Origin of the sequence: Mesorhizobium koreense, assembly GCF_031656215.1 — a bacterium.
Taxonomy (GTDB): Bacteria; Pseudomonadota; Alphaproteobacteria; order Rhizobiales; family Rhizobiaceae; genus Mesorhizobium_L; species Mesorhizobium_L koreense.
This window is the reverse complement of the sequence record NZ_CP134228.1, coordinates 1,109,220-1,131,134: the sequence shown is the minus strand read 5'-3', so window position 1 is coordinate 1,131,134 and position 21,915 is coordinate 1,109,220. Positions and strand designations below refer to the sequence as shown.

Sequence of the window (21,915 nt, the reverse complement as noted above, 5' to 3'; positions counted from 1 at the left end):
CCGTCCTTAAGCGTCAGGCGAAGTTCTTGGCGAAGGCGTCGATCTGGGCCTTCAGCTTGTCGCGCAGATCGTCGGAAAGCGCCTTCTCCTTACGGATCGCGTCGAGTACGGCCTTGCCTTCCGAGCGCATATGGGCAAGCAGGCCCTGCTCGAAACGGCCGACATCGGCGACCGCAAGCTTGTCGAGATAGCCGTTGACGCCGGCGAAGATCACCGCGACCTGCTCTTCCGTCTTGAGCGGCGAGAATTGCGGCTGCTTCAGGAGCTCGGTCAGGCGTGCGCCGCGGTTGAGCAGACGCTGGGTCGCCGCGTCGAGGTCGGAGCCGAACTGCGCGAAGGCCGCCATCTCGCGGTACTGTGCAAGCTCGCCCTTGATGGAGCCCGCGACCTGCTTCATCGCCTTGATCTGGGCGGCGGAGCCAACGCGTGACACCGACAAGCCTACGTTCACGGCCGGACGGATACCCTGGAAGAACAGATTCGTCTCCAGGAAGATCTGGCCGTCGGTGATCGAGATCACGTTGGTCGGGATGTAGGCCGACACGTCGTTCGCCTGCGTCTCGATGATCGGCAGCGCGGTAAGCGAACCGCCGCCATTGTCGTCGTTCATCTTCGCGGCACGTTCGAGCAGGCGCGAATGCAGGTAGAAGACGTCGCCCGGATAGGCCTCGCGTCCCGGCGGGCGGCGAAGCAGGAGCGACATCTGGCGGTAGGCCACGGCCTGCTTGGAGAGATCGTCATAACCGATCAGCGCATGCTTGCCGTTGTCGCGGAAATATTCGCCCATCGTGCAGCCGGCAAACGGCGCCAGGAACTGCATCGGGGCCGGGTCGGAAGCGGTGGCGGCGACGACGATCGAATATTCGAGCGCGCCGCGCTCTTCCAGGACCTTGACGAACTGCGCGACCGTCGAGCGCTTCTGGCCGACGGCGACATAGACGCAGTAGAGCTTGGCGCTCTCGTCGTCGCCTTCGTTGAGCGGCTTCTGGTTGAGGAAGCTGTCGAGGATGATGGCGGTCTTGCCGGTCTGGCGGTCGCCGATGACCAGCTCGCGCTGGCCGCGACCGATCGGGATAAGCGCGTCGATCGCCTTGAGGCCGGTCGACATCGGCTCGTGCACCGACTTGCGCGGAATGATGCCGGGCGCCTTCACGTCGACGCGCTTGCGCTCCTTGGCCTTGATCGGCCCCTTGCCGTCGATCGGGTTGCCGAGCGCGTCGACAACGCGGCCGAGGAGTTCCGGCCCGACCGGAACGTCGACGATGGCGCCGGTGCGCTTGACCGTATCGCCTTCCTTGATGTCGCGGTCGTTACCGAAGATGACGACACCGACATTGTCGCTCTCGAGGTTGAGCGCCATGCCGCGGATGCCACCGGGGAACTCCACCATCTCGCCGGCCTGGACGTTGTCGAGGCCGTAGACGCGGGCGATGCCGTCACCGACGGAGAGCACCTGGCCGACTTCCGTGACCTCGGCCTCGCGGCCGAAATTCTTGATCTGATCTTTCAGGATTGCGGAAATTTCCGCGGCGCGGATATCCATCAGCCGACCTCTTTAAGTGCAAGCTTGAGCGAATTCAGTTTGGTTCTGAGCGAAGTGTCTATCTGGCGCGAGCCGATCTTGACGATCATGCCGCCGAGCAGCGAGGGGTCTACCGAAACGCTGATCGCGACATCCTTGCCCGCGATCGATTTCAGCGTCGCCTTCAATTCCTTTTCCTGCGCCGGCGTCAGCCTGTGCGCGGATGTCACCTCGCCGGCCACCTCGCCGCGGGCTTCGGCCGCGATCTGGCGGAAGGCGCGGATCATGCCCGGCACCGCGAAAAGCCGTCGGTTCTTCGCCACGACGCGTAGGAAATTGCCCGCAAGACCGGTGATTTTCGCTTTGTCGGCGATGGCAGAAATGGCGTGAAGCTGATCCTCGGCGGAGAAGACGGGGCTTGAGATCAGCCGCTTCAGGTCGTCGCTGCCGTCCAGCAGTTCCTCGAACCGGCCGAGGTCGGCCTCGACTTTCGAGACGGAGTTTTCCTGCCGGGCAAGCTCGAAAAGCGAGCCCGCATAGCGCTCTGCGACACCTGAGATGAGCGAACCGGACTGTGCCACGGACGGTTTTTCTCTCGGCTGGCTGTCAGGATTTCGCGCGCCAGCTACAAATCGCGGCTAAACCCTTGACTTTGTTGATATTTCCCGACCGTGCGAATGAACATGCCGCATCCCCCGATCGAATGTCGCCTGCCGTCTAGCACAGGCTATTCCGACTCGCAACACCGTGCGATCCCGCACTTTGGTAAGGATTGTCGCAGCCCCGCCCGGCCGTCGCTCGTAGGGATTCTACGACACCAGTCCGAAGGCGAAGAGAAGTGGCAACGCCGCCAGCACGACCTCCACGACCAATAGGACGAGATTGTAGAGCCTGCCGCCGCCGTCTGAGAGCATCGAGACCAGTCGGCCGAATGCCGTAAACGCCCAGGCAAAGCCGAGCGCCATATAGATCAGCGGCTGGGCGAGCAGGATCGCGGCTAGCCCGAGGCCAAGATAGAAGCCCGCCACACGGCCGCACACTTCCGCCAGCGCCTGCGGCCGGTCCGGCGCGGTCTGCAAGCGCAGCGCCTTCAGCCCCGTACCCGCGGCAAACAGAAAAAAGACGCCGAGGAGAACGGTCACCGCGGCCGAAATCCAGGCTAGCCATTCGCCCTGGCTCATCGGCCACGGAAAGGAAAGCTCCATCCATATCCCCTCGAAGCGACGTCTCCGCCCGCATTGAAGGGTGCGGGCAAATGAAGTCAAGCGGGAACTCCGCGCAGCGACGGGTAGGAGGGAAAGCAAGCCGGATTTGCGGCGGCAAAGTCTCCTGACAAAACCGGGTGGGCGGCAATGGGGGTCCGGCCCTAGATTGGCAAAGTGGATTCGCGCGACCGGTCGACATGCACAGTTCGATCAGAACCGAAGCATCTTCGCCCGCTTTGCCCTTACAAACTCTGTCGAAACAAAAGCAGAGGGAGCCTGCGGTGAACATAATCGATACAAGGATCGTGGACGGCTCTCCGGCCCGAAGCGCGGGGCATCGCCAACTCGCCCTGATTGCGCTCTGTCTCGCGGTTCTCGTCGCTCAGGTCGACACGGCTGTGGTCAACCTAGCCATGCGGCCGATCGGCGCCTATTTCGATGCCGGCGTCGGCGCCATGCAATGGGTTATCGACAGCTACAACCTCGTTTACGCCGTTCTCCTTTTGACCGGAGGCCTTCTTGCCGATCTCTACGGCCGGCGACTCATTTTCATGGCAGGCGGCCTTGTCCTGACGCTCGCCTCGCTCGGTTGCGCCTTCGCGCCCTCCATCGCAATCCTCATTACGGCCCGCGCCGTGGCAGGCCTTGGAGCGGCCCTCATCATCCCGGCATCGCTTGCGAACATCCGCGTGGTCTGGCAGCAGCCGGCCGAGCGTGGACGCGCGCTCGGCATCTGGGCGGCATGCAACGGGCTGGCGCTTGCCATCGGGCCGACGCTTGGCGGTGTCCTGATCCATCATTTCGGCTGGTCGAGCGTCTTCCTCATCGCCATTCCGCTCGGTGCGGCGGCCCTGTTCCTGGCGCCCATTTCGATCCCCGAATCACGCGATCCCGTCGGCCGCCGTTTCGATGCATCGGCGCAGGCGCTTGGCATGATCGCGTTGGGAGCGCTCGCCTATGCCGCAATCGAATCGCATGCCTCATGGACCGAAGCCGCGCTTGCCCTTGCCGTCAGCGCGATCTCGGCCATCCTCTTCGTCAGGGTCGAGGCGGCCAAGGGCGCCGCTGCGCTCGTGCCGCTCGATATTTTCCGCATCCGCGAATTTCGTGGTGCCGCGGTCGCCACCGCCGGCATGACCTTCGGCATGTACGGGACCCTTTTCCTCTTGCCGCTGACCTGGCAGAGCACCGGAGGCCTGAACGCCACGCAGGCCGGCCTCGCCATGATGTCGATGGCGCTCATATTCGTACTCGTCTCGCCGTTTACGGGCGCATTGGTACGCAGCTTCGGGACGCGGATCGTGACGAGCGGCGGCGTCTCCATCATCGGGCTCGGCCTACTGCTGATCGCCATCGGCGCTACTTTGTCCAGTTTCCCGGCGGAGGAGATAGGTCTGACGCTGACCGGCCTCGGCATGGGCATCGCGACCGGGCCGCTGATGGGCATCGCGGTGGGCGCGGTCGCCGCATCCCGTTCGGGCACGGCTTCCTCGCTGATCAATGTCGCCCGCATGGCGGGCGCCACCGTCGGCGTCGCCATTCTCGGCTCGGTATTCGCCTTTGCCGGAGGAGAGGAAACCGGCCTATGCGCGGCCATGCTGCTCGGCGGCTGCGTCCAGATCGCTTGTGCCGCCTTCGCCTGGTCGGCGAAACCGAAAGAACAGCAGGATTAAGGAAGCGGTTTCACTCCCCGCTTTCGGCAAAGCCGACGCTGTTCAGCATCGCCGGCTTCGCGCTCTCATCTACCAGCAGGCGGAACACATCCGGCCTGGCATAGTGCCCGACCGCGTCGAAATCGTATTTGCCACGGGTGATGTCGTCGAGGTTCAGATCGGCGGTCAGGATACACTCGCAGTCGAAGTTGGGGCCGGCCAGCACTTCGCCGAGCGGCGACACGATCAGGCTGCCGCCGCGCATCAGCACCGTATCCGGCTCGTCGCCCTGGATCGCGTCATAATCGTCGGGGAAGGCGCCGCGCGTGATATACTGGCAGGCCGACAGCACGAAACAGCGGCCTTCGAGCGCGATATGCCGCATCGTCGCCTGCCATGTGTCACGGTCGTCGGCCGTCGGCGCGCAATAGAGCTGGATCTTCTTGGCATACATCGCGGTGCGCATCAGCGGCATGTAGTTTTCCCAGCAGATCACCGAACCGAGGCGGCCGATCGCGGTGTCGTAGACTGGCAAGGTCGAGCCGTCGCCAAAACCCCAGATCAGCCGCTCCGAAGCCGTCGGCATCAGCTTGCGGTGCTTGCCGAGATAGCCTTGTTCGGGTCCGAAGAAGAGAACGGTGCAGTAGAGTGTGCCGGAATCGCGCTCGATGACACCGATCACGACATGTACGCCCGCCTCGCGCGCGGCGGCTGCGATCTCACCGACCTCCGGCCCGGGAACGTCGATCGCACTCTTGTGATAGCGCAGGAAATCGTCACGCCCGCGCGGTAGACGGCCGCCGACCCGCGCGCCGAAATCGGCGCCCTTCGGATAGGCCGAGACCAGCGCTTCGGGAAAGACCAGCAGCTTCGCCCCGGTCGCTGCACCTTCGTTGATATAGCGCACCACCTTTTCTACGGTGGCTTCCTTGTCGAAAGGCACGGAACCGATCTGAACGACTGCGGCGCGAAACGGCATCTGGTTTCTCCGGACTGAATTGCAAAGCTGATGGGCGAGGCTAGACCAATCTTTCCCGCGTCGCCACCTGAGGCACGAACGGATTTCGCATCCTGCGAAATGGCTTGTCTTGCCCCTGCGGATCGGCTTTCATGCGGCGCGCCGAAGATATAAGCAAAAGGCGCTCGGGAGGGAATTCTTGGCCGGAGGAGAGGGGCCATTGGCTGCAGCCGGAAGTGCCGGAAGCAGGATGGGCAAAGCCGCGCCGGCCGCGGCAGGTTCCGATTCACGGCCCATCGTGGTCGCCGAAAACGTCCGCAAGACCTATCGGCTGGCCGATGGCCGGTCCCATCTCGCGCTCGACGGGGTAACGACAGAACTGGCGCATGGCGAGGTGCTGGTGATCTTCGGCCCGTCCGGATCCGGCAAGAGCACGTTCCTGCGCACGCTGAACGCGCTGGAGACGATCGATTCCGGCCGCATCGTGGTCGATGGTGTTTCCATCGCCGAGCCCGGCGCCGACCTGAACGCGTTGCGCGCCGAGGTCGGGATGGTGTTCCAGCTTTTCAATCTGTTCCAGCACCGCACGGCGCTCGACAATGTCGTTCTGCCGCAGGTGGTGGTGCGGCGCCGCTCACGCGCCGATGCCCTTCGGCGAGCGCACGAGCTGCTCGCGAAAGTGGGGATCGGCGACCGCGCCGGGCACTACCCTGCCCAACTCTCCGGCGGACAGCAGCAACGCGTGGCCATCGCCCGCGCGCTCGCTATGGACCCGAAGATCATGCTTTTCGACGAGCCGACTTCGGCGCTGGACCCGGAAACCGTGAGCGGCATCCTCGACCTGATGCGCGAACTCGCGGGCGAAGGCATGACGATGGCGGTAGTGACCCACGAGATGGGGTTCGCCCGCGAAATCGCCCAGCGGATGCTGTTCATGGAATCCGGCCGGATCGTCGAGGAAGGCCCCCCGCAGCAGATTTTCCATGCCCCTCATGAGGCGCGGACGCGCGCGTTCCTCGAACAGATCCTGTAGGCTGCATGCCTTGGGAATTACGATCCATCGAACCGAAAAGACAACAAGGGAGAAGAGAATGAAAAGCCTATTGACCAGACTGGCGGCGGGATTGATCGCCATGACGGCTGTCTGCTTCGCGGTGGCGACCGTCGCGCAGGCAGACGAGATGGACGACATACTGAAGCGAGGCGAACTGATCGTCGCCGTCCAGACTCAGGGGCCGCCGGTCAGCTTCGTCGACAAGAACGGCGCGCGCACCGGTCTTGCCGTAGAGTTCGCGCGCCAGATGGCGAAGGACCTCGGCGTCAAGGCCGTCTTCCAGGATTATGACTGGAAAGGCCTTATCCCGGCGCTTCTGGCCGGCAAGGCTGACATGATCGCCGGCGACATGACGCCGACGCCGCAGCGCGCCTCGCAACTGCTGTTCTCGAAGCCGATCTTCTTCAACGACACGATCGCCTTCGCGGGCAAGGATTCGCCCTACAAGTCCTGGCAGGACCTGAACAAGGAAGGCGTGACCGTCGCCGCCCTTCAGGGCAGCACCTATGCCGACGCGGTGAAGAAATATCTGCCGAAGGCGACGCTGAAGGTATTCTCCGGCGGCGGACCGGCGGTGGCGCAGACCCTCACCATGGGACGTGTGGACGGCATGGTCGGCGGCCAGGACTATAATTCCTATGTGCGCCAGTTCGACAATCTGAAGGCGCTCAATGGGACCATGACGCGCGAGCCGCTGGCCTTCGCCACGCGCCCGAACGCCTTCCATCTCAAGATGTGGATCGACAATTACGTCGAACTGAAGACGGCTGACAATTCGCTGCAGGAACTGCTGGCCTATTGGTGGACGTCCAACGACTGGGAAAAGGACCACAAATAATCGCCTGCGATCCGACCGGCGCGACCAAGCCGTCGCGCCGGCCTGACGGTCCCCGTCACCCTTCAAGGCTCCTGACGGTCCGTCACCCTGCAAGGCGGAGAGCGGATGAACTGGATCCTCAATTTCTATAATTACCGGATTGTCGAGCAATATCTCGGACGTTTCGCCGAGGGCCTCGAAAACACGCTCATCGCGGCCGGTATCAGCCTAGTCGTGGCCATCATCCTCGGGACCGTGCTCGCCTTCGGGCGCATGTCGAGCCGTTCCGCGCTCTGGCGCCCGGTCGCCGGCTACGTCGAATTCATCCGCGCCACGCCGCTTCTGGTGCAGATATACCTCATCTATTACGGCCTGCCTTTTCTCATTCCCGCTACCGGCCGCTGGAGCGAACTGACGCTCGGAACGCTGGCGCTGTCGCTGCACAACGCCGCCTATATGAGCGAAATCGTGCGCGCCGGCGTCGCCTCCGTTCCGCGCGGGCAGGTCGAGGGCGGCAAGGCGGTCGGCATGTCCTATCTCCAGCGCCTTCGCTACATCGTCCTGCCGCAGGCCTTCGCCAACATCCTGCCGCCGCTGCTCGGCCAGACCGCCGTCCTGATCAAGGACACCTCGCTGCTCTCGATCATCGCTGTGTTCGATTTCCTGAGCGCCGGGCTCCTGCTCAACAGTGAGCGGGTGCGCCCGAACGAGAGCTTCCTCACCATCGCCGTGGGCTACCTCGCCATTTATGCCGTCATGCTGACGCTCTCCTGGATGGTCAAGAGATGGCTCGCCGGCCCGGCCTGGAACGCGGCGAGATGACGATGCTCCAGCACTATTATTCCGTCACTGTCGCCATCCTGCCCTTCCTGTGGAGCGGCTTTGTCCAGACATTCTGGATATCGCTGGTCGCCATCGTCGCGGGTTCCCTCCTCGGCTTCGTGATCGGCATCGTGCGCAGCCAGCGCGTGCCGGTCCTGCACCAGCTTTTCGGCCTCTATATCCATATATTGAGGGGAACGCCGTTCCTGGTGCAGCTCTACGTCTTCTATTTCGTGCTGCCCAATACCGGCATCGAGGCGCTGCAATGGTCGTCGGACATGGCGGCCTTCGTCTCGCTCTCGGTCTATACGTCGAGCTATGTCGCGGAGATCGTCATGGCCGCGATCGACGGGATCCCCACCGGCCAGTGGGAAGCGGCCGCCTCGCTCGGGCTGAAGCGGATACCTGTACTTGTCCTCGTCATCCTGCCGCAGGCGCTCAAGCTGACCGTACCGCCGATGAGCGGCGTCTACGTCAACATCATCAAGAACACCGCCATCCTGTCGGTGATCGGCATTTCGGAACTGACGCGGCAGGGCGAGATCACGATCATGCGCTATCCCCGCGACGTGCTCTTCGTCTACGGGCTGATCGCCGCGATCTATTTCGTCTACTGCTATCCCGTCCTGCGCTTCACGCGCTGGGCCGAGCGCAAGGTCGGCGGTACCCGCCACATCGACCTTGATTGAGAGAGCAAGGCCGAAGCGTCAGAATCGTGTCGGCGAGTAAGGCATCGGATCGACATGAGGCGGCGCCCCCGCGACCAGTTCGGCCAGAAGCCGTCCGGTCGAGCCGCCGCCTATCATGCCCGTATGGCCGTGGCCGGTAGCGACGAACAGGCCTGCATGGTTTTTCGCTCGGCCGATCGCCGGCACGCTGTCCGGTAGCGACGGGCGATAGCCCATCCAGATCGTCGGCTCGCCGCCCTTGAGGTCGGGGAACAGCGCGCGCGCATGGGTGAGCAGGATCCTGGCGCGACGTTCGTCCGGCGGAGCCTCCAACCCGGCGATCTCGACCGTTCCGGCAAGACGCAGGCCATGCTCCATCGGCGACATCGCAAAGCCGCGATTCTTCATCTGCACCGGCATTTGCAGCTCGATCGATGGTGAGGGCAGCATCAGGTGATAGCCGCGCTCCGTTTCGAGCGGCAGGCCGGCGCCGAGCGGCTTCAAAAGCCGGTTCGACCAGGCTCCGGCCGCAACAACGACAATGTCCGCCCGGCGATTGGCCGTATTCGTCAGAAGCATGTAGCCGCCGCCTTCTGCGGGCACGATCTTGAGCGCCCGTTCGGTCGCGAAGACGCCGCCGTCCCGACGCACGCCGTCGGCAAGCGCCGTCACCAGCCGATGCGGATTGATCGTGTGAGCGTTTTCCGGATAGAGCAGGCCACGCTTGGCGATCCCGGAAATGCCCGGCAGGAGCCGTTTCAGATCCTCGACCGAGAGAGGTTCCGTCACGACCCTGTGCCTTGCATTGATCTCGGTCGTGATACGGTCGCTCAAGCCCTCCTCTTCGCTCTCCCAGACCTGGATGCCGCCGACCGGGCGGATCAGATCGCCGAACGGCCCCGCGCCCAGCAGATCGCGGTAGCAATCGAGGTTACCGCGATGAAGTTCCGAAAGCGCGTCCGCCGCCGCGTTGACCACATCCATGCGGCCCGCCCGCACCCAGCGCAACAACCACGGCGCGGCCTTGAGCGCATAGCCCGGGCGCAGTGCCAGCGGTCCGAGCGGATCGGCAAGCCAACCCGGGACTTGCCGCAGCATTCCCGGCAGCGCGACGGGCACATTGCAATCATGCCGGACCATGCCGGCATTGCCGTAAGAGGTGGCGCTGCCCGGCGGCAACGGATCGACGATCGTCACTTCGAAGCCGGCCCGAAGAAGATAGGCGGCGGTGCTGACACCGACGATCCCCGCGCCGATGACCGCTACTTTCTTGCCGCGTTCGCCCATCGAGAATTCCCCAAGCCGGCCGACGATCGTTCTTCCCGGCGATATGTCACAGAAAGCTCTGCGGGTCGATATCGACCTGCACGCGCACCGAGCCGCGCGGCTTCGGACCCGCCGCAAGCATCGCGCGGACAAAGCCCTGCATGTCGGCGTCGCGCCCGCCATGGATGAGTAACCGAAAGCGGTGACGCCCCGCTAAGAGCGCCAGCGGCGCTTCTGCCGGCCCCAAAACTTCGATGCCGGAGGCGGGAGGCGCGGCGCGGCGCAATGCCCGCGCATGGGCTTCGGCTTCGGCGCGTGTCGCCGCGCTGACCACGACACCGGCAAGACGGCCAAAGGGAGGCAGTTCGGCCGTCCGCCGCTCCGCGATCTCGCGGCTGTAGAAGGCTTCGGCATCGCCGGAGACGATCGCCCGCATCACCGGATGGTCGGGCTGGTAGGTCTGCAGCAGGCCGAGGCTCTTCTTGCCGGTTCGGCCGGCACGGCCCGTCACTTGGCTCAGAAGCTGGAAGGTACGCTCGGCGGCGCGTGGATCGCCGTTCGCGAGGCCGAGATCGGCGTCGACCACCCCGACCAGTGTCATCTCTGGAAAGTGGTGGCCCTTGGCGACGAGCTGGGTGCCGATGACGATATCGGCCTCGCCCTTGGCGATGGCTTCCAGCTCCAGCCTCAGCCGCTTCACGCCGCCCGTCAGGTCGGAAGAGAGCACGATGGTCCGGGCCTTGGGGAATCGCGCGTCGATCTCCTCGGCAATGCGCTCGATGCCGGGGCCGCAGGCGACCAGATGGTCGAGCGTCCCGCATTCGGGGCACGCTTCGGGCCTCGGCTCGGCATGCCCGCAATGGTGGCAGACAAGCTGCCCTCGGAAGCGGTGCTCGACCAGCCAACTCGAGCAATCGGGACACTGGAAGCGATGCCCGCAAACGCGGCAGAGCGTCAGCGGCGCATAGCCGCGCCGGTTGAGGAACAGAAGCGCCTGCTCGTCACGTTCGAGCGTCTTCCCGATTTCTCCCAGAAGGGCCGGCGACAGGAAATTGCCGCGCGCGGGCGGCGAGCGCCGCATGTCGATGGCACGTATATCGGGCAGCGGCGCCTCGCCGAAGCGTGCCGGCAGGACAAGCCGCTCGTAACGGCCTTGCTCGGCGTTGACGCGGCTTTCGATCGACGGCGTCGCCGAGGCGAGCACTACCGGAAAGCCGCCGATATGGCCGCGCACGACCGCCATATCGCGGGCGCTGTAGAAAACACGATCCTCCTGCTTATAGGCCGGGTCGTGCTCCTCGTCGACGACGATCAGCCCAAGGTCCCTGAACGGCAGGAAGAGCGCCGACCGCGCACCGGCGACGACCCTTACCGCCCCTTCCGCGACCTGGCGCCAGACACGCTCGCGGCTGCGCGGCGCGAGGTCGGAGTGCCATTCCGCCGGTTTCGCACCGAAGCGATCCTGGAAGCGCTCGAGGAATTGCTGGGTGAGCGCTATTTCGGGCACCAGCACCAGCACCTGCCGGCCCTCTTGCAACGCCGCAGCGATCGCCTCGAAATAGACTTCCGTCTTGCCGGAACCGGTGACGCCGTCGAGAAGTGCGACCGAAAAGCCCTGACCTGCCTTCTTCCGAAGATAGGCCGCGGCCTCGCGCTGGGCGGGCGTCAGTTCGGGAATATGGTAGCCCGGATCGGGCGCCGCCACGATGGGCCTTGGCGGCAGTAACACCGGCTCGAACGTGCCCTGCTCGCGCAACCCGTCGATGACGGTGGAGGAAACGCCCGCCGCATGTGCAAGGCCCGAACGCGTCCATGCCAACCCGTCGCCGGCATGTTCGAGCACGCGCTGACGCGCATCCGTCATCCGCTCGGGCAAGGTTCCGGTGAAACGCAGCCCTTCGAGCGGCGGCTCCGGATCGAAGGCTGCCGGCACGCGCAGCACCATCCGCGCCACCATGCCCGGCGCTGAAAGCGTGTAGGCCGCGATCCATTCGATGAAGCGGCGCATGTCGGCGTTGACGGGCGGACAGTCGAACACCTCCTCGATGGCACGCAGCTTTTTCGGATCGACGGCGCTGCATTCACCGTCCCATACGACACCGGCAACCTGGCGCGGACCGAGCGGCACGCGCACGATCGCGCCCGGCCCGGCCGTCATGCCTTCGGGCACGGCATAGGAGTACGGTTCGGCTGTCGGCACCGGCACCAGCACCGGCACGACCTGTCGTTCGCGCGAATCTTCTTTCATGGCGCGTGACCTTGCCCGCACTTTGCACTAAATCAAAGCCAACGATGCGGCGGATGCCCGCCGCTCCATGTTAATGAAGGAGACGGCAATGAAATTTTTCGTCGATACAGCCGACCTAAAGGAAATCGAGGAACTGAACGATCTGGGCCTCGTCGACGGCGTCACCACCAATCCCTCGCTCATCATGAAATCGGGCGGCAAGATTCTCGATGTGACGAAACAGATTTGCGACATCGTCAAGGGACCGGTTTCGGCGGAAGTCACCGCGACCGATTACGACGGCATGATGAAGCAGGCCAAGGTGCTCGCCGGCATCGCCGAAAACATCGCCATCAAGGTACCGCTGACCATGGACGGGTTGAAGGCATGCAGGGCGTTGCGCGCACAAGGCCGCATGGTCAACGTCACGCTCTGCTTCTCCGCCACCCAGGCGCTTCTCGCCGCCAAGGCCGGCGCGACCTTCATCTCCCCCTTCGTCGGCCGCGTCGACGATATGGCCGATGACGGGATGGAGATCGTCTCGGAGATCCGGACGATCTATGACAACTACGATTTCAAGACGGAAATCCTCGCCGCCTCGATCCGCACGGTGAACCATGTCAAGCAGGCAGCCCTCATCGGTGCCGACGTCGCGACCGTCCCGGCTAAAATCCTCAAGGCGCTTTACCAGCATCCGCTGACCGACAAGGGCCTGGAATCCTTCCTCGCCGACTGGAAGAAGACCGGCCAGACCATCGCCTAGGTCATAGTTCGGATGCACGAGGAAGAAGCCGAAGCCATCGCCCGCGAAGCGCTGGAAACGCTGAAGCGCGGGCGCCAGATCGAGCCTTTCTCGCTGCGGCGCCCTTCCTTCACGGCACGCGAGGCCTATCGGGTCACGGCGGCACTGCGCCGATTGCGCGAGGAAGACGGTGCGGCATCCATCGGTCGCAAGATCGGCTTCACCAATCGCGGCATATGGTCGGAGTACGGCGTCTACGAGCCGATCTGGGGCGATGTCTACGATACGACTGCCAGCGAGATCCCGGCGGACGGGGTGATTCGCGTCTCGCACCTGCCAGAGCCGAGGATCGAGCCGGAAATCATGTTCGGCCTTGCCGACGATTTGCGCCCCGGCATGAACGAGCGGGAAATCCTGGCCGCTCTCGCCTGGGTCGCGCACGGCTTCGAGATCGTGCATTCGATCTTCCCCGGCTGGCGCTTCACCGTCGCCGACTGCATCGCAGACGGCGGGTTGCACGGCGCGCTGGTCGTCGGGCCGCGCCGCGCCATCCAAGCGGATGAACGCGAGGCTTTGTTCGAGGCGCTGCCGAGCTTCGCAATCGCGCTCCATCGCAATGGAGAGGAAGCGGATATCGGCAAGGGCGCGAATGTGCTTGACGGTCCGCTGAGCGCGCTGAAACATCTGGTCGAGGTGTTGGGGAGCGACGACCTCAATCCGCCGCTCAGGGCCGGCGAATTGGTGACGACCGGAACACTGACCCGCGCCTTTCCGGTCACGGCAAGCGAGAAATGGTCGACGACGCTATCGGGCATCGACCTTCCCGGATTGGCGATCACGATCGGCTGACAGGCTTTTCCTGCGCCCGGAAATCGGCATCCGGATCGGCGGCAAGACCGAAAACCGTATGCTCTTGCAGACGCGCGATCACTTCGCCCGGCTCGCCTTCTAGGTCGGCAGCCGGGATCGGCCGGCCGATCGTGACGGAATAGGAGCGACCCTTCTTGTTGAGCAATTCGCGGAAGATCGTCATGTCGCGCAATTCCGTCGAATATTTCGATAGGAAGTAGAAGAGACCTGAATTGCGCGCGGTCATGCGCGCGGGAACGACCGGAAAGTCATAGCGCCTGGCGAGCGAGATCAGCGAGGTCTGCCATGGCCGCTCCGTCAGCTTTCCCTCATGCCAGTAGGCGATGCGGCCCGAAGGGAAAAGCACGATCGCCCGCTTTTGCATGAAGGCGCGAGCGGTCAACTCCAGCGTGTCGCGGCTCTTGGCATGGGTCTTCTCGTCCTGTCGCCATTCGACCGGGATGATGAGGTCCCGGAAGCCGGGGGCGACACGTTGTGCATCGCGGTTGGCGAAGATCGCCATGTCTGGCCGGATAGCCTTCAGAAGCTCGAAGACCGCGATTCCGTCGGCAATGCCCGTCGGGTGACTGGGCGCAAGGATGAACCCGCCGCTCAAGGGAATGTTGGGAAGGCCGATCACATCGACATCCAGCGACAGCAACGCGCCCAGATGCGCCATCGCATCATGGCCCGACATGCCGGCGATCTCGTCGGCCAGTGAAACGGCGCGCCTGTATTGGAAAGCACGGTAGAGGATCGGGCGCAAAACGGGCCACAGCGCCGTCTTCGACAGATGCGTGGCACGTTCTTCGATCAGCTGGTCGATGATATGTGGCTCGCGAGGCGTAGAACCGGGCAATTCGCCGGCAAAGGCTTCAGCGAAGGAGGACGGCGCCGTACGGAGATCCATTTGCAACCCGCTCGGTTCAGGCCCGTTCGATTCAGGGTTGTCTGTCTGAACTCTGTGACGCCGCAATGACATCCGATCCGTAAACCCGGCGGGTATGCGAAAGTTCCCCGCGGTCGAGGCCTATTTCTTCCCTTCGCGCACGAGATCCTGCGCGATGGCGAATCGCAGAAGCTGGGCCAATTCGCGCGCGGCACGCTGCTGCGCATCGTTTTCGGCACGCAGCGCGGCGTATTGCTGGCGTGGAACGTCGATCGAGGAGGAGATATTGCGGCTGCCTTTGGCGACCGTTTTGCTGGTCGTCACGTCGACCAGTGTATAGTTCGCCGTCAGGGTCAGGATGGCGGCGGTCGGGACGTTGACGTCGTCACGCGTGGAGGCGGGAGCCGTCGCACTCGACATAAGCTGGCTGGAGACGTTGAGGTCCAGCGTATAGCGGGGGTTCGTCGCCTCGCCGGCGCCGCCGCCCAGCAGGAAGATCAACTCGTTGCGCACCAGTTGGGCATAGCGTGTCTTAACCGGATTAACCGCGACCGACGCCAGCTCCGCGGCAGTCCCGGCGGACGCGCCGGCCGAGGCCGGGTCCTCCTTCATGTAGAGGGGCCGAACCGTGCAGGCGGAGGCGGTGACCGCCAGACCGGCAACGAATGCGAATGCGAAGAGCGGGCCTTTCCGTTCACGCAACGACATTGACGATCCTTTGTGGAACCACGATCACCTTGCGCGGCGGCCTGCCCTCCAGCGCCTTCTTGACGAAATCGAGGTCGAGCGCCGCCCGTTCGACGGCACCTTGATCCGCGTCGCGCGCAATTGTCAAATCGCCGCGCTTCTTGCCGTTGATCTGCACCGGCAATGTGATTTCCTCATCAACGACCAGCGCCGGGTCGAACAGAGGCCAGGCGCGCTCGGCGACCAGTCCTTCGCCACCGATCGCGGCCCAGCATTCCTCGGCCAGATGCGGCATCATCGGCGCGATGATGACGGCAAGCGTCTCGACAGCTTCGCGCAACGCGGCGCGGATGGCAGCGTCGTCCTTTCCGGCGGCAAGCTCCGCAAGCACGGGCTGCAGGACATTGGCGAGCTTGTATATGGCGGCAACGCCCGTGTTGAAGGCCAGCCGCTCGATCGATTCGCCGACCGCCTTCAAAGTGCGGTGCACCGACCGGGAGATTTCGGCAGCCGGCCCCTCATGCGCCGGCCGCGCCTCGACGCCCTTCAGGAAGGGCGCGGCATCCGACACCATGCGCCAGACCCGTTGCACAAACCGATGCGCACCCTCGACGCCGGCCTCGGTCCAGATGACATCGCGGTCGGGCGGAGAATCGGAGAGCATGAACCAGCGCGCCGTATCGGCCCCGTAGCCGGAGATGATGTCGTCGGGATCGACCACATTCTTCCGCGACTTGGACATCTTTTCGATGGAGCCGATCGTCAGCTTCTCGCCGGATGAAATGAGCGTGGCGCTACGCTTGCCGTCCACCTCATCGATCCTGACCTTGGCCGGCTCGATCCATTGCGCGCTCGGCCCACTGCCGAGCCGATAGGTCTCGTGCACCACCATGCCCTGCGTGAACAGCCCCTCGAAAGGCTCCTCGACCGCGTTGACATGGCCGGTCGCCTTCATGGCGCGAACGAAGAAGCGGGAATAGAGCAGATGCAGGATCGCGTGCTCGATGCCGCCGATATATTGATTGACCGGCAGCCAGCCCTGCTTTCCGTCGACATAGGCGAGCGTCGTCGGAGCGCTCTCGTTCCACGGATCGGTGAAGCGGGCGAAATACCAGGACGAATCGACGAACGTGTCCATCGTGTCGGTATCGCGCACCGCCGCCTTACCGCATTTCGGGCAGGAAACATGCTTCCAGGTCGGATGACGGTCGAGCGGATTGCCCGGCTTGTCGAAGGTGACATCGGTCGGCAATTCGACAGGAAGCGCGGAATCGGCAACGGGCACCGCCCCGCAATCGTCACAGTGGATCACGGGGATCGGACAGCCCCAATAGCGCTGGCGCGATATCAGCCAGTCGCGCAGGCGGAACTGCACCTTGCGCTCGGCCACCGGCCGGTTGCCGCTCGAAATCCCAGAGAGCCGCGTGGCGACCTCCTCGAAAGCCTGTTTCGGCCGCATGCCGTCGAGGAAGCGCGAATTGATCATGACGCCGTCGTCGACATAGGCGTCCTCGGTGACGCGGAACGTCGCCGCATCCCCCCCTTCGGGCATGACGACCGGGATGACCGGCAGTCCGTACTTGTTGGCGAAGTCGAGGTCGCGCTGATCGCCCGACGGACAGCCGAAGATGGCGCCGGTACCGTATTCCATCAGGACGAAATTGGCGACGTAGACCGGCAGCGTCCATGACGGATCGAACGGATGGACCACGCGGATACCTGTGTCGAAGCCCTTCTTCTCCGCCGTCTCAAGCGCCGCCACCGAAGTACCGGCATGACGTATCTCTTCGATGAAGGCTGCCAGCTTCGGGTTCTTCTCAGCCGCTTTCTTCGCCAGCGGGTGATCCGCCGCAACCGCCATGAAGGAGGCGCCGAAGATGGTGTCGGGACGAGTCGTATAGACTTCGAGTCCGGTCTCGCCGGAAGGCGCGGTTTCAGGCTGGATCGCCCAGCGGATCAGGAGGCCCTCCGACCGGCCGATCCAGTTGCGCTGCATCAGCCGGACCTTCTCCGGCCAGCGGTCGAGCGTATCGAGCCCGTCGAGCAGTTCCTGCGCCATCGACGTGATCTTGAAGAACCATTGCGTGAGGTCGCGCTGCTCGACCTCGGCGCCGGAACGCCAGCCGCGACCGTCGATCACCTGCTCGTTGGCGAGCACCGTCATGTCGACCGGGTCCCAGTTGACCTTGGCCGATTTGCGCTCGACTAGGCCCGCACGCCAGAAATCGAGGAACATCTTCTGCTGGTGCTTGTAATAGCTCGGATCGCAGGTCGCGATCTCGCGCGCCCAGTCGAGCGACAGCCCCATCGTCTTCAGTTGCGCCTTCATCGCGGCGATGTTGGCGTAGGTCCACTCACGCGGGTTGACCTTGTTGTCGCGCGCGGCGTTTTCCGCCGGCAGGCCAAAGGCGTCCCAACCCATAGGATGCAGAACGTTCGAGCCCATCGCGCGACGGTAGCGTGCCACCACGTCGCCCATGGCGTAGTTGCGCACATGGCCCATATGGATGCGGCCCGACGGATAGGGGAACATCTCCAGCACGTAGTGCTTCGGTCGCGGATCGTCGTTCCGGGTTTCGAAGAGCCGCGCCTCGTCCCATGCCTTCTGCCATTTGGCCTCGGATGCGCGCGGATTATATCGTTCAGTTGCCATGACAGGGTTTTCGCTTAAAAGGCAGGGCAGGAGAAGACGGTCACAGGTTGGAAATGTGGCGCGACCTTCACCATGCTTTGCACGAAGCGTCAACTGCGCGTGCTGGCGCATGCTGGAGCAGCAAAGAAATGACGGATAAGGTGGCGCGGCTGAACGCCGTGAAAGAGAATATCGCAAGAGCCGAGGCCGATGCACGCCGGGCAGCCGGATCGGTTACGCTCGTTGCTGTTTCCAAGACCTTCGCAGCCGATGCGATCCGCCCTGTCATCGAGACTGGCCAGCGCGTGTTCGGGGAGAACCGTGTGCAGGAGGCTCAGTCGAAATGGCCGGGCCTCAAGGCGGAGCAACCGGACATCGAATTGCACCTGATCGGGCCGCTGCAATCGAACAAGGCGAAGGAAGCCGTGGCGCTGTTCGACGCGATCGAGACCGTCGATCGCGAGAAGATCGCCGCCGCACTCGCCGCCGAAATGGAGAAACAGGACCGTTCACCGAAGCTCTACGTTCAGGTGAATACCGGATCCGAGCCGCAGAAGGCCGGCATCGACCCGCGCGAGGCGGTGGCGTTCGTCGAGCGTTGCCGCGAGGTGCACGGACTGGTCATAGAGGGGCTGATGTGCATCCCGCCGGTGGACGAGAACCCGGGTCCGCATTTCGCGCTGCTCGAAAAACTGGCGCGCGAGGCCGGCGTGGCGAAACTTTCCATGGGCATGTCAGCCGACTACGAGACGGCGATCGCCTTCGGCGCGACTCATGTGCGCGTCGGCTCCGCCATCTTCGGCGGACGGACCTGACGGGGCGGTATTCTGCGCGCGGCATTCGACCGCATTGTTTCCGGCCGATCGCTTCCCACTTCCCGAGTAGAACATGAGCGACCGCCTGGCCGCTTCTTCGCCGATCGAAGGAGGGCATCATGCGCGACGAAAATATCTCACGCCGCAATATACCTGTTTCCGACAAACCGATCTTCAACGGGCTGCACCCGCGCGTCTACACCGCCATGGTCGTGCTGGCGGTATGGTTCGTCATCGCCGGATGGATCGGCTTCGGCGGAGGCGGATATGCCGACTATCTTCTCGTCGTGATAACGGGATTCTTTTCCATGGTGGTCGCGCTGCCGCTCATCATGGGTCATGAGTGGCACCGATTTCGCACATGGATGCCGACACACGCGGACAGTTTCGACGAATGGCTTTCAAGCGAATTCCAGGTCGATCAGACGCACATGCCGGCAAGAACGGCGATGCTCCTGATATTGCTGCCGCTGATGGCGGCGGCGTTCAGCATGACTGCCTTCGCCATCGTCGCGCTCGCCCTCGAATAAGTGTGGCCTGCGCGCCGGCGGCTCAATGCAACAGCAGTTCGCCCTTCACATTGCGCCATTCGTTCGGTGCGATCAGCCGTCGGTGCGTGTAGCTGACCGAATGCAGCGGCCCGTCGAGCTTGGACCTCCAGAACTCCAGGAATTTGAATAGGACCGGGAATTTCGGCGCTATGTCGTATTCCTGCCAGACATAGCTCTGCAGGAAATGCGGGTGGTCGGGCATGTGATAGAGAATCTCGGCGGTGGTGAGGCCGTATCCCTTCAGCATCAGTTCCATTTCAGGCGTGGCGTGCATGTCGGTGCTCCCCGCGTCATGGCTTCCTCCACGCTTCGAATTGTGCCGGGTGGATGGTTAACGATCCATTAGACAAAAGCCTTATAGAGGCCATCTTTCACTAATCAAATCAGTAGCTTGGCAGCATGAAAGAGCGAGTGCTGACAGCAGCCGGCGGCAATCGCCACAGCACCGTCGTCCGGCCGGTGCTCAAACCGAACGTCTAATGTTGTAGCCTCCGGCAGAATGTTAATAATGGCGCGAACGGCAGCCGGCCGTCCGACGAGGCCGGCAGGCAACTGGAGGAAACAGATGTCCGAAGACTATGTCCATCGTATCCAACCCGCATGGAAAAAGCATGCGCTGATCGACAAGCAGACCTACCAGAAGTGGTATGCCGACAGCGTGAAGAATCCGGACCGTTTCTGGGGCAAGCATGGCAAGCGCATCGACTGGTTCAAGCCCTACACCAAGGTGAGAAACGCCTCGTTCGACGGTAAGGTTTCGATCAAGTGGTTCGAGGATGGGCTGACGAACGTTTCCTACAATTGCATCGACCGCCATTTGAAGAAGCGGGGTAACCAGGTCGCTATTATCTGGGAAGGCGACAACCCCTACGATGAGAAGAAGATCACCTACAACGAACTCTATGAGCATGTATGCCGCTTCGCCAACGTGCTGAAGAAGCACGGCGTCAAGAAAGGCGACCGGGTCACCATTTATATGCCGATGGTCCTGGAAGCGGCCTATGCGATGTTCGCATGCACGCGTATCGGGGCGATCCACTCCGTCGTGTTCGGCGGATTTTCACCGGACGCACTCGCCGGACGCATAGTCGACTGCAAGTCGAACTTCGTCATCACCGCCGACGAGGGCCTGCGCGCCGGCAAGCGCATTCCACTGAAGGACAATACCGACAAGGCGATCGAGATCGCCGCCAGGGAAGGCGTCAAGGTCGACAAGGTTATCGTCACGCGCCGCACCGGTGGCAAGATCGACTGGGTGGACGGTCGCGACTTCTGGCTGCACGAGGAAGCGGCATCGGTGAAGCCGGACTGCAAGCCCGAAAAGATGAAGGCGGAAGACCCGCTCTTCATTCTCTACACGTCGGGCTCAACCGGTAAGCCGAAGGGCGTTTTGCACACGACAGGAGGCTATCTCGTCTACGTGTCGATGACCCACCAATACGTCTTCGACTACCACGACGGCGATATCTACTGGTGCACGGCCGATGTCGGCTGGGTGACCGGCCACTCCTACATCCTCTATGGGCCGCTCGCGAACGGCGCGACCACGCTGATGTTCGAGGGCGTGCCGAATTATCCCACCCCGTCGCGCATGTGGGAAGTCGTCGACAAGCATAAAGTCAACATCTTCTATACGGCGCCTACCGCGATCCGCGCCTTGAGAGGCGTTGGCGACGAATGGGTCCAGAAGACCTCGCGCAAATCGCTGCGCATTTTGGGTTCCGTCGGCGAGCCGATCAATCCCGAAGCCTGGGAATGGTATTTCAACGTCGTCGGCGAAAAGAAGTGCCCGGTCATCGACACGTGGTGGCAGACCGAAACCGGCGGCATCATGATCGCGCCCCTGCCCGGCGCCATCGACCTGAAAGCGGGCTCCGCTACCTTGCCCTTCTTCGGCGTCGTCCCGGAACTGCTGGACGGTGACGGTAACGTCATCGAGGGCGAAGGCAGCGGAAATCTGTGTATGCAGCAGGCATGGCCGGGTATGACCCGCACCGTTTTCGGCGATCACGACCGCTATGTGCAGACCTATTTTTCCGCCTACAAAGGCAAATATTTCAGCGGCGACGGCTGCCGGCGCGACGCCGACGGCTATTACTGGATCACCGGCCGCGTCGACGACGTCATCAACGTGTCCGGCCACCGCATGGGCACGGCGGAAGTGGAGTCTGCGCTCGTCGCCCACGACAAGGTCGCGGAAGCCGCCGTCGTCGGCTACCCGCACGATATCAAGGGCCAGGGCATCTATTGCTACGTCACGCTCGCCGAGGGCGTCGCAGGGAGCGAGGAACTGCGCAAGGAACTGATCGCCCATGTGCGCAAGGAGATCGGTGCCATTGCAGCGCCGGACAAGATCCAGTTCGCCCCAGGTTTGCCGAAGACGCGCTCGGCCAAGATCATGCGTCGTATCCTGCGCAAGATCGCCGAAGACGAGTTCGGCTCGCTCGGCGACACCTCGACGCTGGCCGACCCGAGCGTGGTGGACGATCTGATCGCCAACCGCCAGAACAAGAGGGCATAGGCTTCCGCTGCGCGGGCGGATCGCCCGTCCGCGCCTAG

General features: G+C 63.4%; 20 protein-coding genes. 10 read left to right on the top strand and 10 right to left on the bottom strand.

Translation table 11 applies throughout. The annotated features are described in order from the left end of the window. Window positions 1-13 precede the first annotated feature (13 nt). From atpA to RBH77_RS05510, 3 genes are all read right to left on the bottom strand, one after another. Window positions 14-1,543 carry a F0F1 ATP synthase subunit alpha gene (atpA, locus tag RBH77_RS05520; protein WP_311031123.1) on the bottom strand — a complete coding sequence of 510 codons (1,530 nt, stop codon included), beginning with the start codon at window positions 1,541-1,543 and terminating at the stop codon, window positions 14-16. Continuing rightward, entirely contained in the window at window positions 1,543-2,103 is a 561-nt protein-coding gene (locus tag RBH77_RS05515; protein WP_311031122.1) for a F0F1 ATP synthase subunit delta, read from the bottom strand. The genes atpA and RBH77_RS05515 overlap by 1 nt, the downstream gene beginning before the upstream one ends. A gap of 228 nt (window positions 2,104-2,331) precedes the next feature. Then, a complete protein-coding gene (locus tag RBH77_RS05510) occupies window positions 2,332-2,727 on the bottom strand; it encodes an AGROH133_08824 family phage infection protein (protein WP_311031121.1) in 396 nt (131 codons plus the stop codon). 281 nt (window positions 2,728-3,008) lie between these two features. Between RBH77_RS05510 and RBH77_RS05505 the strand changes: the two genes are divergently transcribed. Beyond that, entirely contained in the window at window positions 3,009-4,400 is a 1,392-nt protein-coding gene (locus RBH77_RS05505; protein WP_311031120.1) for an MFS transporter, read from the top strand. Window positions 4,401-4,410: 10 nt separating this feature from the next. On the opposite strand, the gene RBH77_RS05500 is transcribed toward RBH77_RS05505, so the two are convergent. Beyond that, window positions 4,411-5,358, bottom strand: a complete 948-nt coding sequence (locus RBH77_RS05500; RefSeq protein WP_311031119.1) for a carbon-nitrogen hydrolase family protein — start codon at window positions 5,356-5,358, stop codon at window positions 4,411-4,413. Window positions 5,359-5,587: 229 nt separating this feature from the next. Here RBH77_RS05500 and RBH77_RS05495 point away from each other — a divergent pair, with 229 nt between their 5' ends. The 4 genes from RBH77_RS05495 (at window position 5,588) to RBH77_RS05480 (ending at window position 8,719) form a co-directional block, all read left to right on the top strand. After that, on the top strand, window positions 5,588-6,370 hold the full coding sequence (locus RBH77_RS05495; protein WP_311031118.1) for an amino acid ABC transporter ATP-binding protein: 783 nt from the start codon (window positions 5,588-5,590) through the stop codon (window positions 6,368-6,370). A 58-nt stretch (window positions 6,371-6,428) separates the two neighbouring features. Then, the gene (locus tag RBH77_RS05490; protein ID WP_311031117.1) at window positions 6,429-7,229 is read left to right on the top strand and encodes a transporter substrate-binding domain-containing protein; all 801 of its coding nucleotides are present in this window, start codon (window positions 6,429-6,431) and stop codon (window positions 7,227-7,229) included. 105 nt (window positions 7,230-7,334) lie between these two features. Then, window positions 7,335-8,030: an amino acid ABC transporter permease gene (locus RBH77_RS05485; RefSeq protein WP_311031116.1), complete on the top strand. Its 696-nt coding sequence runs from the start codon at window positions 7,335-7,337 to the stop codon at window positions 8,028-8,030. After that, window positions 7,994-8,719, top strand: coding sequence for an amino acid ABC transporter permease (locus tag RBH77_RS05480; RefSeq protein ID WP_311031115.1), 726 nt, complete (start codon window positions 7,994-7,996; stop codon window positions 8,717-8,719). Before RBH77_RS05485 ends, RBH77_RS05480 begins: the two co-directional genes overlap by 37 nt. An 18-nt stretch (window positions 8,720-8,737) precedes the next feature. On the opposite strand, the gene RBH77_RS05475 is transcribed toward RBH77_RS05480, so the two are convergent. Further along, window positions 8,738-9,985, bottom strand: a complete 1,248-nt coding sequence (locus tag RBH77_RS05475; protein ID WP_311031114.1) for an NAD(P)/FAD-dependent oxidoreductase — start codon at window positions 9,983-9,985, stop codon at window positions 8,738-8,740. 46 nt (window positions 9,986-10,031) lie between these two features. Continuing rightward, entirely contained in the window at window positions 10,032-12,212 is a 2,181-nt protein-coding gene (locus RBH77_RS05470) for a primosomal protein N' (protein ID WP_311031113.1), read from the bottom strand. A gap of 88 nt (window positions 12,213-12,300) precedes the next feature. Here RBH77_RS05470 and fsa point away from each other — a divergent pair, with 88 nt between their 5' ends. Both fsa and RBH77_RS05460 read left to right on the top strand, forming a co-directional pair. Beyond that, complete coding sequence (gene fsa / locus RBH77_RS05465) at window positions 12,301-12,954, top strand: fructose-6-phosphate aldolase (protein ID WP_311031112.1); 654 nt, start codon at window positions 12,301-12,303, stop codon at window positions 12,952-12,954. 12 nt (window positions 12,955-12,966) lie between these two features. Continuing rightward, entirely contained in the window at window positions 12,967-13,782 is an 816-nt protein-coding gene (locus RBH77_RS05460; protein WP_311031111.1) for a 2-keto-4-pentenoate hydratase, read from the top strand. On the opposite strand, the gene RBH77_RS05455 is transcribed toward RBH77_RS05460, so the two are convergent. The 3 genes from RBH77_RS05455 to leuS form a co-directional block, all read right to left on the bottom strand. Then, on the bottom strand, window positions 13,769-14,692 hold the full coding sequence (locus RBH77_RS05455) for a 1-acyl-sn-glycerol-3-phosphate acyltransferase (protein WP_311031110.1): 924 nt from the start codon (window positions 14,690-14,692) through the stop codon (window positions 13,769-13,771). The two genes, RBH77_RS05460 and RBH77_RS05455, sit on opposite strands and share 14 nt — an antisense overlap. 120 nt (window positions 14,693-14,812) lie before the next feature. Continuing rightward, window positions 14,813-15,379, bottom strand: coding sequence for an LPS assembly lipoprotein LptE (locus RBH77_RS05450; RefSeq protein WP_311031109.1), 567 nt, complete (start codon window positions 15,377-15,379; stop codon window positions 14,813-14,815). Continuing rightward, complete coding sequence (gene leuS / locus RBH77_RS05445) at window positions 15,366-18,011, bottom strand: leucine--tRNA ligase (RefSeq protein ID WP_311031108.1); 2,646 nt, start codon at window positions 18,009-18,011, stop codon at window positions 15,366-15,368. Before leuS ends, RBH77_RS05450 begins: the two co-directional genes overlap by 14 nt. 128 nt (window positions 18,012-18,139) lie before the next feature. On the opposite strand from leuS, the gene RBH77_RS05440 reads away from it, so the two are divergent. Both RBH77_RS05440 and RBH77_RS05435 read left to right on the top strand, forming a co-directional pair. After that, the gene (locus tag RBH77_RS05440) at window positions 18,140-18,805 is read left to right on the top strand and encodes a YggS family pyridoxal phosphate-dependent enzyme (RefSeq protein ID WP_311031107.1); all 666 of its coding nucleotides are present in this window, start codon (window positions 18,140-18,142) and stop codon (window positions 18,803-18,805) included. A 119-nt stretch (window positions 18,806-18,924) separates the two neighbouring features. Continuing rightward, on the top strand, window positions 18,925-19,335 hold the full coding sequence (locus tag RBH77_RS05435; RefSeq protein WP_311031106.1) for a hypothetical protein: 411 nt from the start codon (window positions 18,925-18,927) through the stop codon (window positions 19,333-19,335). Between the two features lie 22 nt (window positions 19,336-19,357). On the opposite strand, the gene RBH77_RS05430 is transcribed toward RBH77_RS05435, so the two are convergent. Continuing rightward, on the bottom strand, window positions 19,358-19,630 hold the full coding sequence (locus RBH77_RS05430) for an usg protein (RefSeq protein ID WP_311031105.1): 273 nt from the start codon (window positions 19,628-19,630) through the stop codon (window positions 19,358-19,360). A gap of 291 nt (window positions 19,631-19,921) precedes the next feature. Between RBH77_RS05430 and acs the strand changes: the two genes are divergently transcribed. Next, on the top strand, window positions 19,922-21,877 hold the full coding sequence (gene acs / locus RBH77_RS05425; RefSeq protein WP_311031104.1) for an acetate--CoA ligase: 1,956 nt from the start codon (window positions 19,922-19,924) through the stop codon (window positions 21,875-21,877). Window positions 21,878-21,915 lie beyond the last annotated feature (38 nt).

What these genes read in the sequence shown, in the direction of transcription:
- atpA (WP_311031123.1), bottom strand. Translation starts at nt 1,543, where the DNA reads ATGGATATCCGCGCCGCGGAAATTTCCGCAATCCTGAAAGATCAGATC.
- RBH77_RS05510 (WP_311031121.1), bottom strand. Translation starts at nt 2,727, where the DNA reads ATGGAGCTTTCCTTTCCGTGGCCGATGAGCCAGGGCGAATGGCTAGCC.
- RBH77_RS05500 (WP_311031119.1), bottom strand. Translation starts at nt 5,358, where the DNA reads ATGCCGTTTCGCGCCGCAGTCGTTCAGATCGGTTCCGTGCCTTTCGAC.
- RBH77_RS05495 (WP_311031118.1), top strand. Translation starts at nt 5,588, where the DNA reads ATGGGCAAAGCCGCGCCGGCCGCGGCAGGTTCCGATTCACGGCCCATC.
- RBH77_RS05490 (WP_311031117.1), top strand. Translation starts at nt 6,429, where the DNA reads ATGAAAAGCCTATTGACCAGACTGGCGGCGGGATTGATCGCCATGACG.
- RBH77_RS05485 (WP_311031116.1), top strand. Translation starts at nt 7,335, where the DNA reads ATGAACTGGATCCTCAATTTCTATAATTACCGGATTGTCGAGCAATAT.
- RBH77_RS05480 (WP_311031115.1), top strand. Translation starts at nt 7,994, where the DNA reads ATGGCTCGCCGGCCCGGCCTGGAACGCGGCGAGATGACGATGCTCCAG.
- RBH77_RS05475 (WP_311031114.1), bottom strand. Translation starts at nt 9,985, where the DNA reads ATGGGCGAACGCGGCAAGAAAGTAGCGGTCATCGGCGCGGGGATCGTC.
- RBH77_RS05470 (WP_311031113.1), bottom strand. Translation starts at nt 12,212, where the DNA reads ATGAAAGAAGATTCGCGCGAACGACAGGTCGTGCCGGTGCTGGTGCCG.
- fsa (WP_311031112.1), top strand. Translation starts at nt 12,301, where the DNA reads ATGAAATTTTTCGTCGATACAGCCGACCTAAAGGAAATCGAGGAACTG.
- RBH77_RS05460 (WP_311031111.1), top strand. Translation starts at nt 12,967, where the DNA reads ATGCACGAGGAAGAAGCCGAAGCCATCGCCCGCGAAGCGCTGGAAACG.
- RBH77_RS05455 (WP_311031110.1), bottom strand. Translation starts at nt 14,692, where the DNA reads ATGGATCTCCGTACGGCGCCGTCCTCCTTCGCTGAAGCCTTTGCCGGC.
- RBH77_RS05450 (WP_311031109.1), bottom strand. Translation starts at nt 15,379, where the DNA reads ATGTCGTTGCGTGAACGGAAAGGCCCGCTCTTCGCATTCGCATTCGTT.
- leuS (WP_311031108.1), bottom strand. Translation starts at nt 18,011, where the DNA reads ATGGCAACTGAACGATATAATCCGCGCGCATCCGAGGCCAAATGGCAG.
- RBH77_RS05440 (WP_311031107.1), top strand. Translation starts at nt 18,140, where the DNA reads ATGACGGATAAGGTGGCGCGGCTGAACGCCGTGAAAGAGAATATCGCA.
- RBH77_RS05435 (WP_311031106.1), top strand. Translation starts at nt 18,925, where the DNA reads ATGCGCGACGAAAATATCTCACGCCGCAATATACCTGTTTCCGACAAA.
- RBH77_RS05430 (WP_311031105.1), bottom strand. Translation starts at nt 19,630, where the DNA reads ATGCACGCCACGCCTGAAATGGAACTGATGCTGAAGGGATACGGCCTC.
- acs (WP_311031104.1), top strand. Translation starts at nt 19,922, where the DNA reads ATGTCCGAAGACTATGTCCATCGTATCCAACCCGCATGGAAAAAGCAT.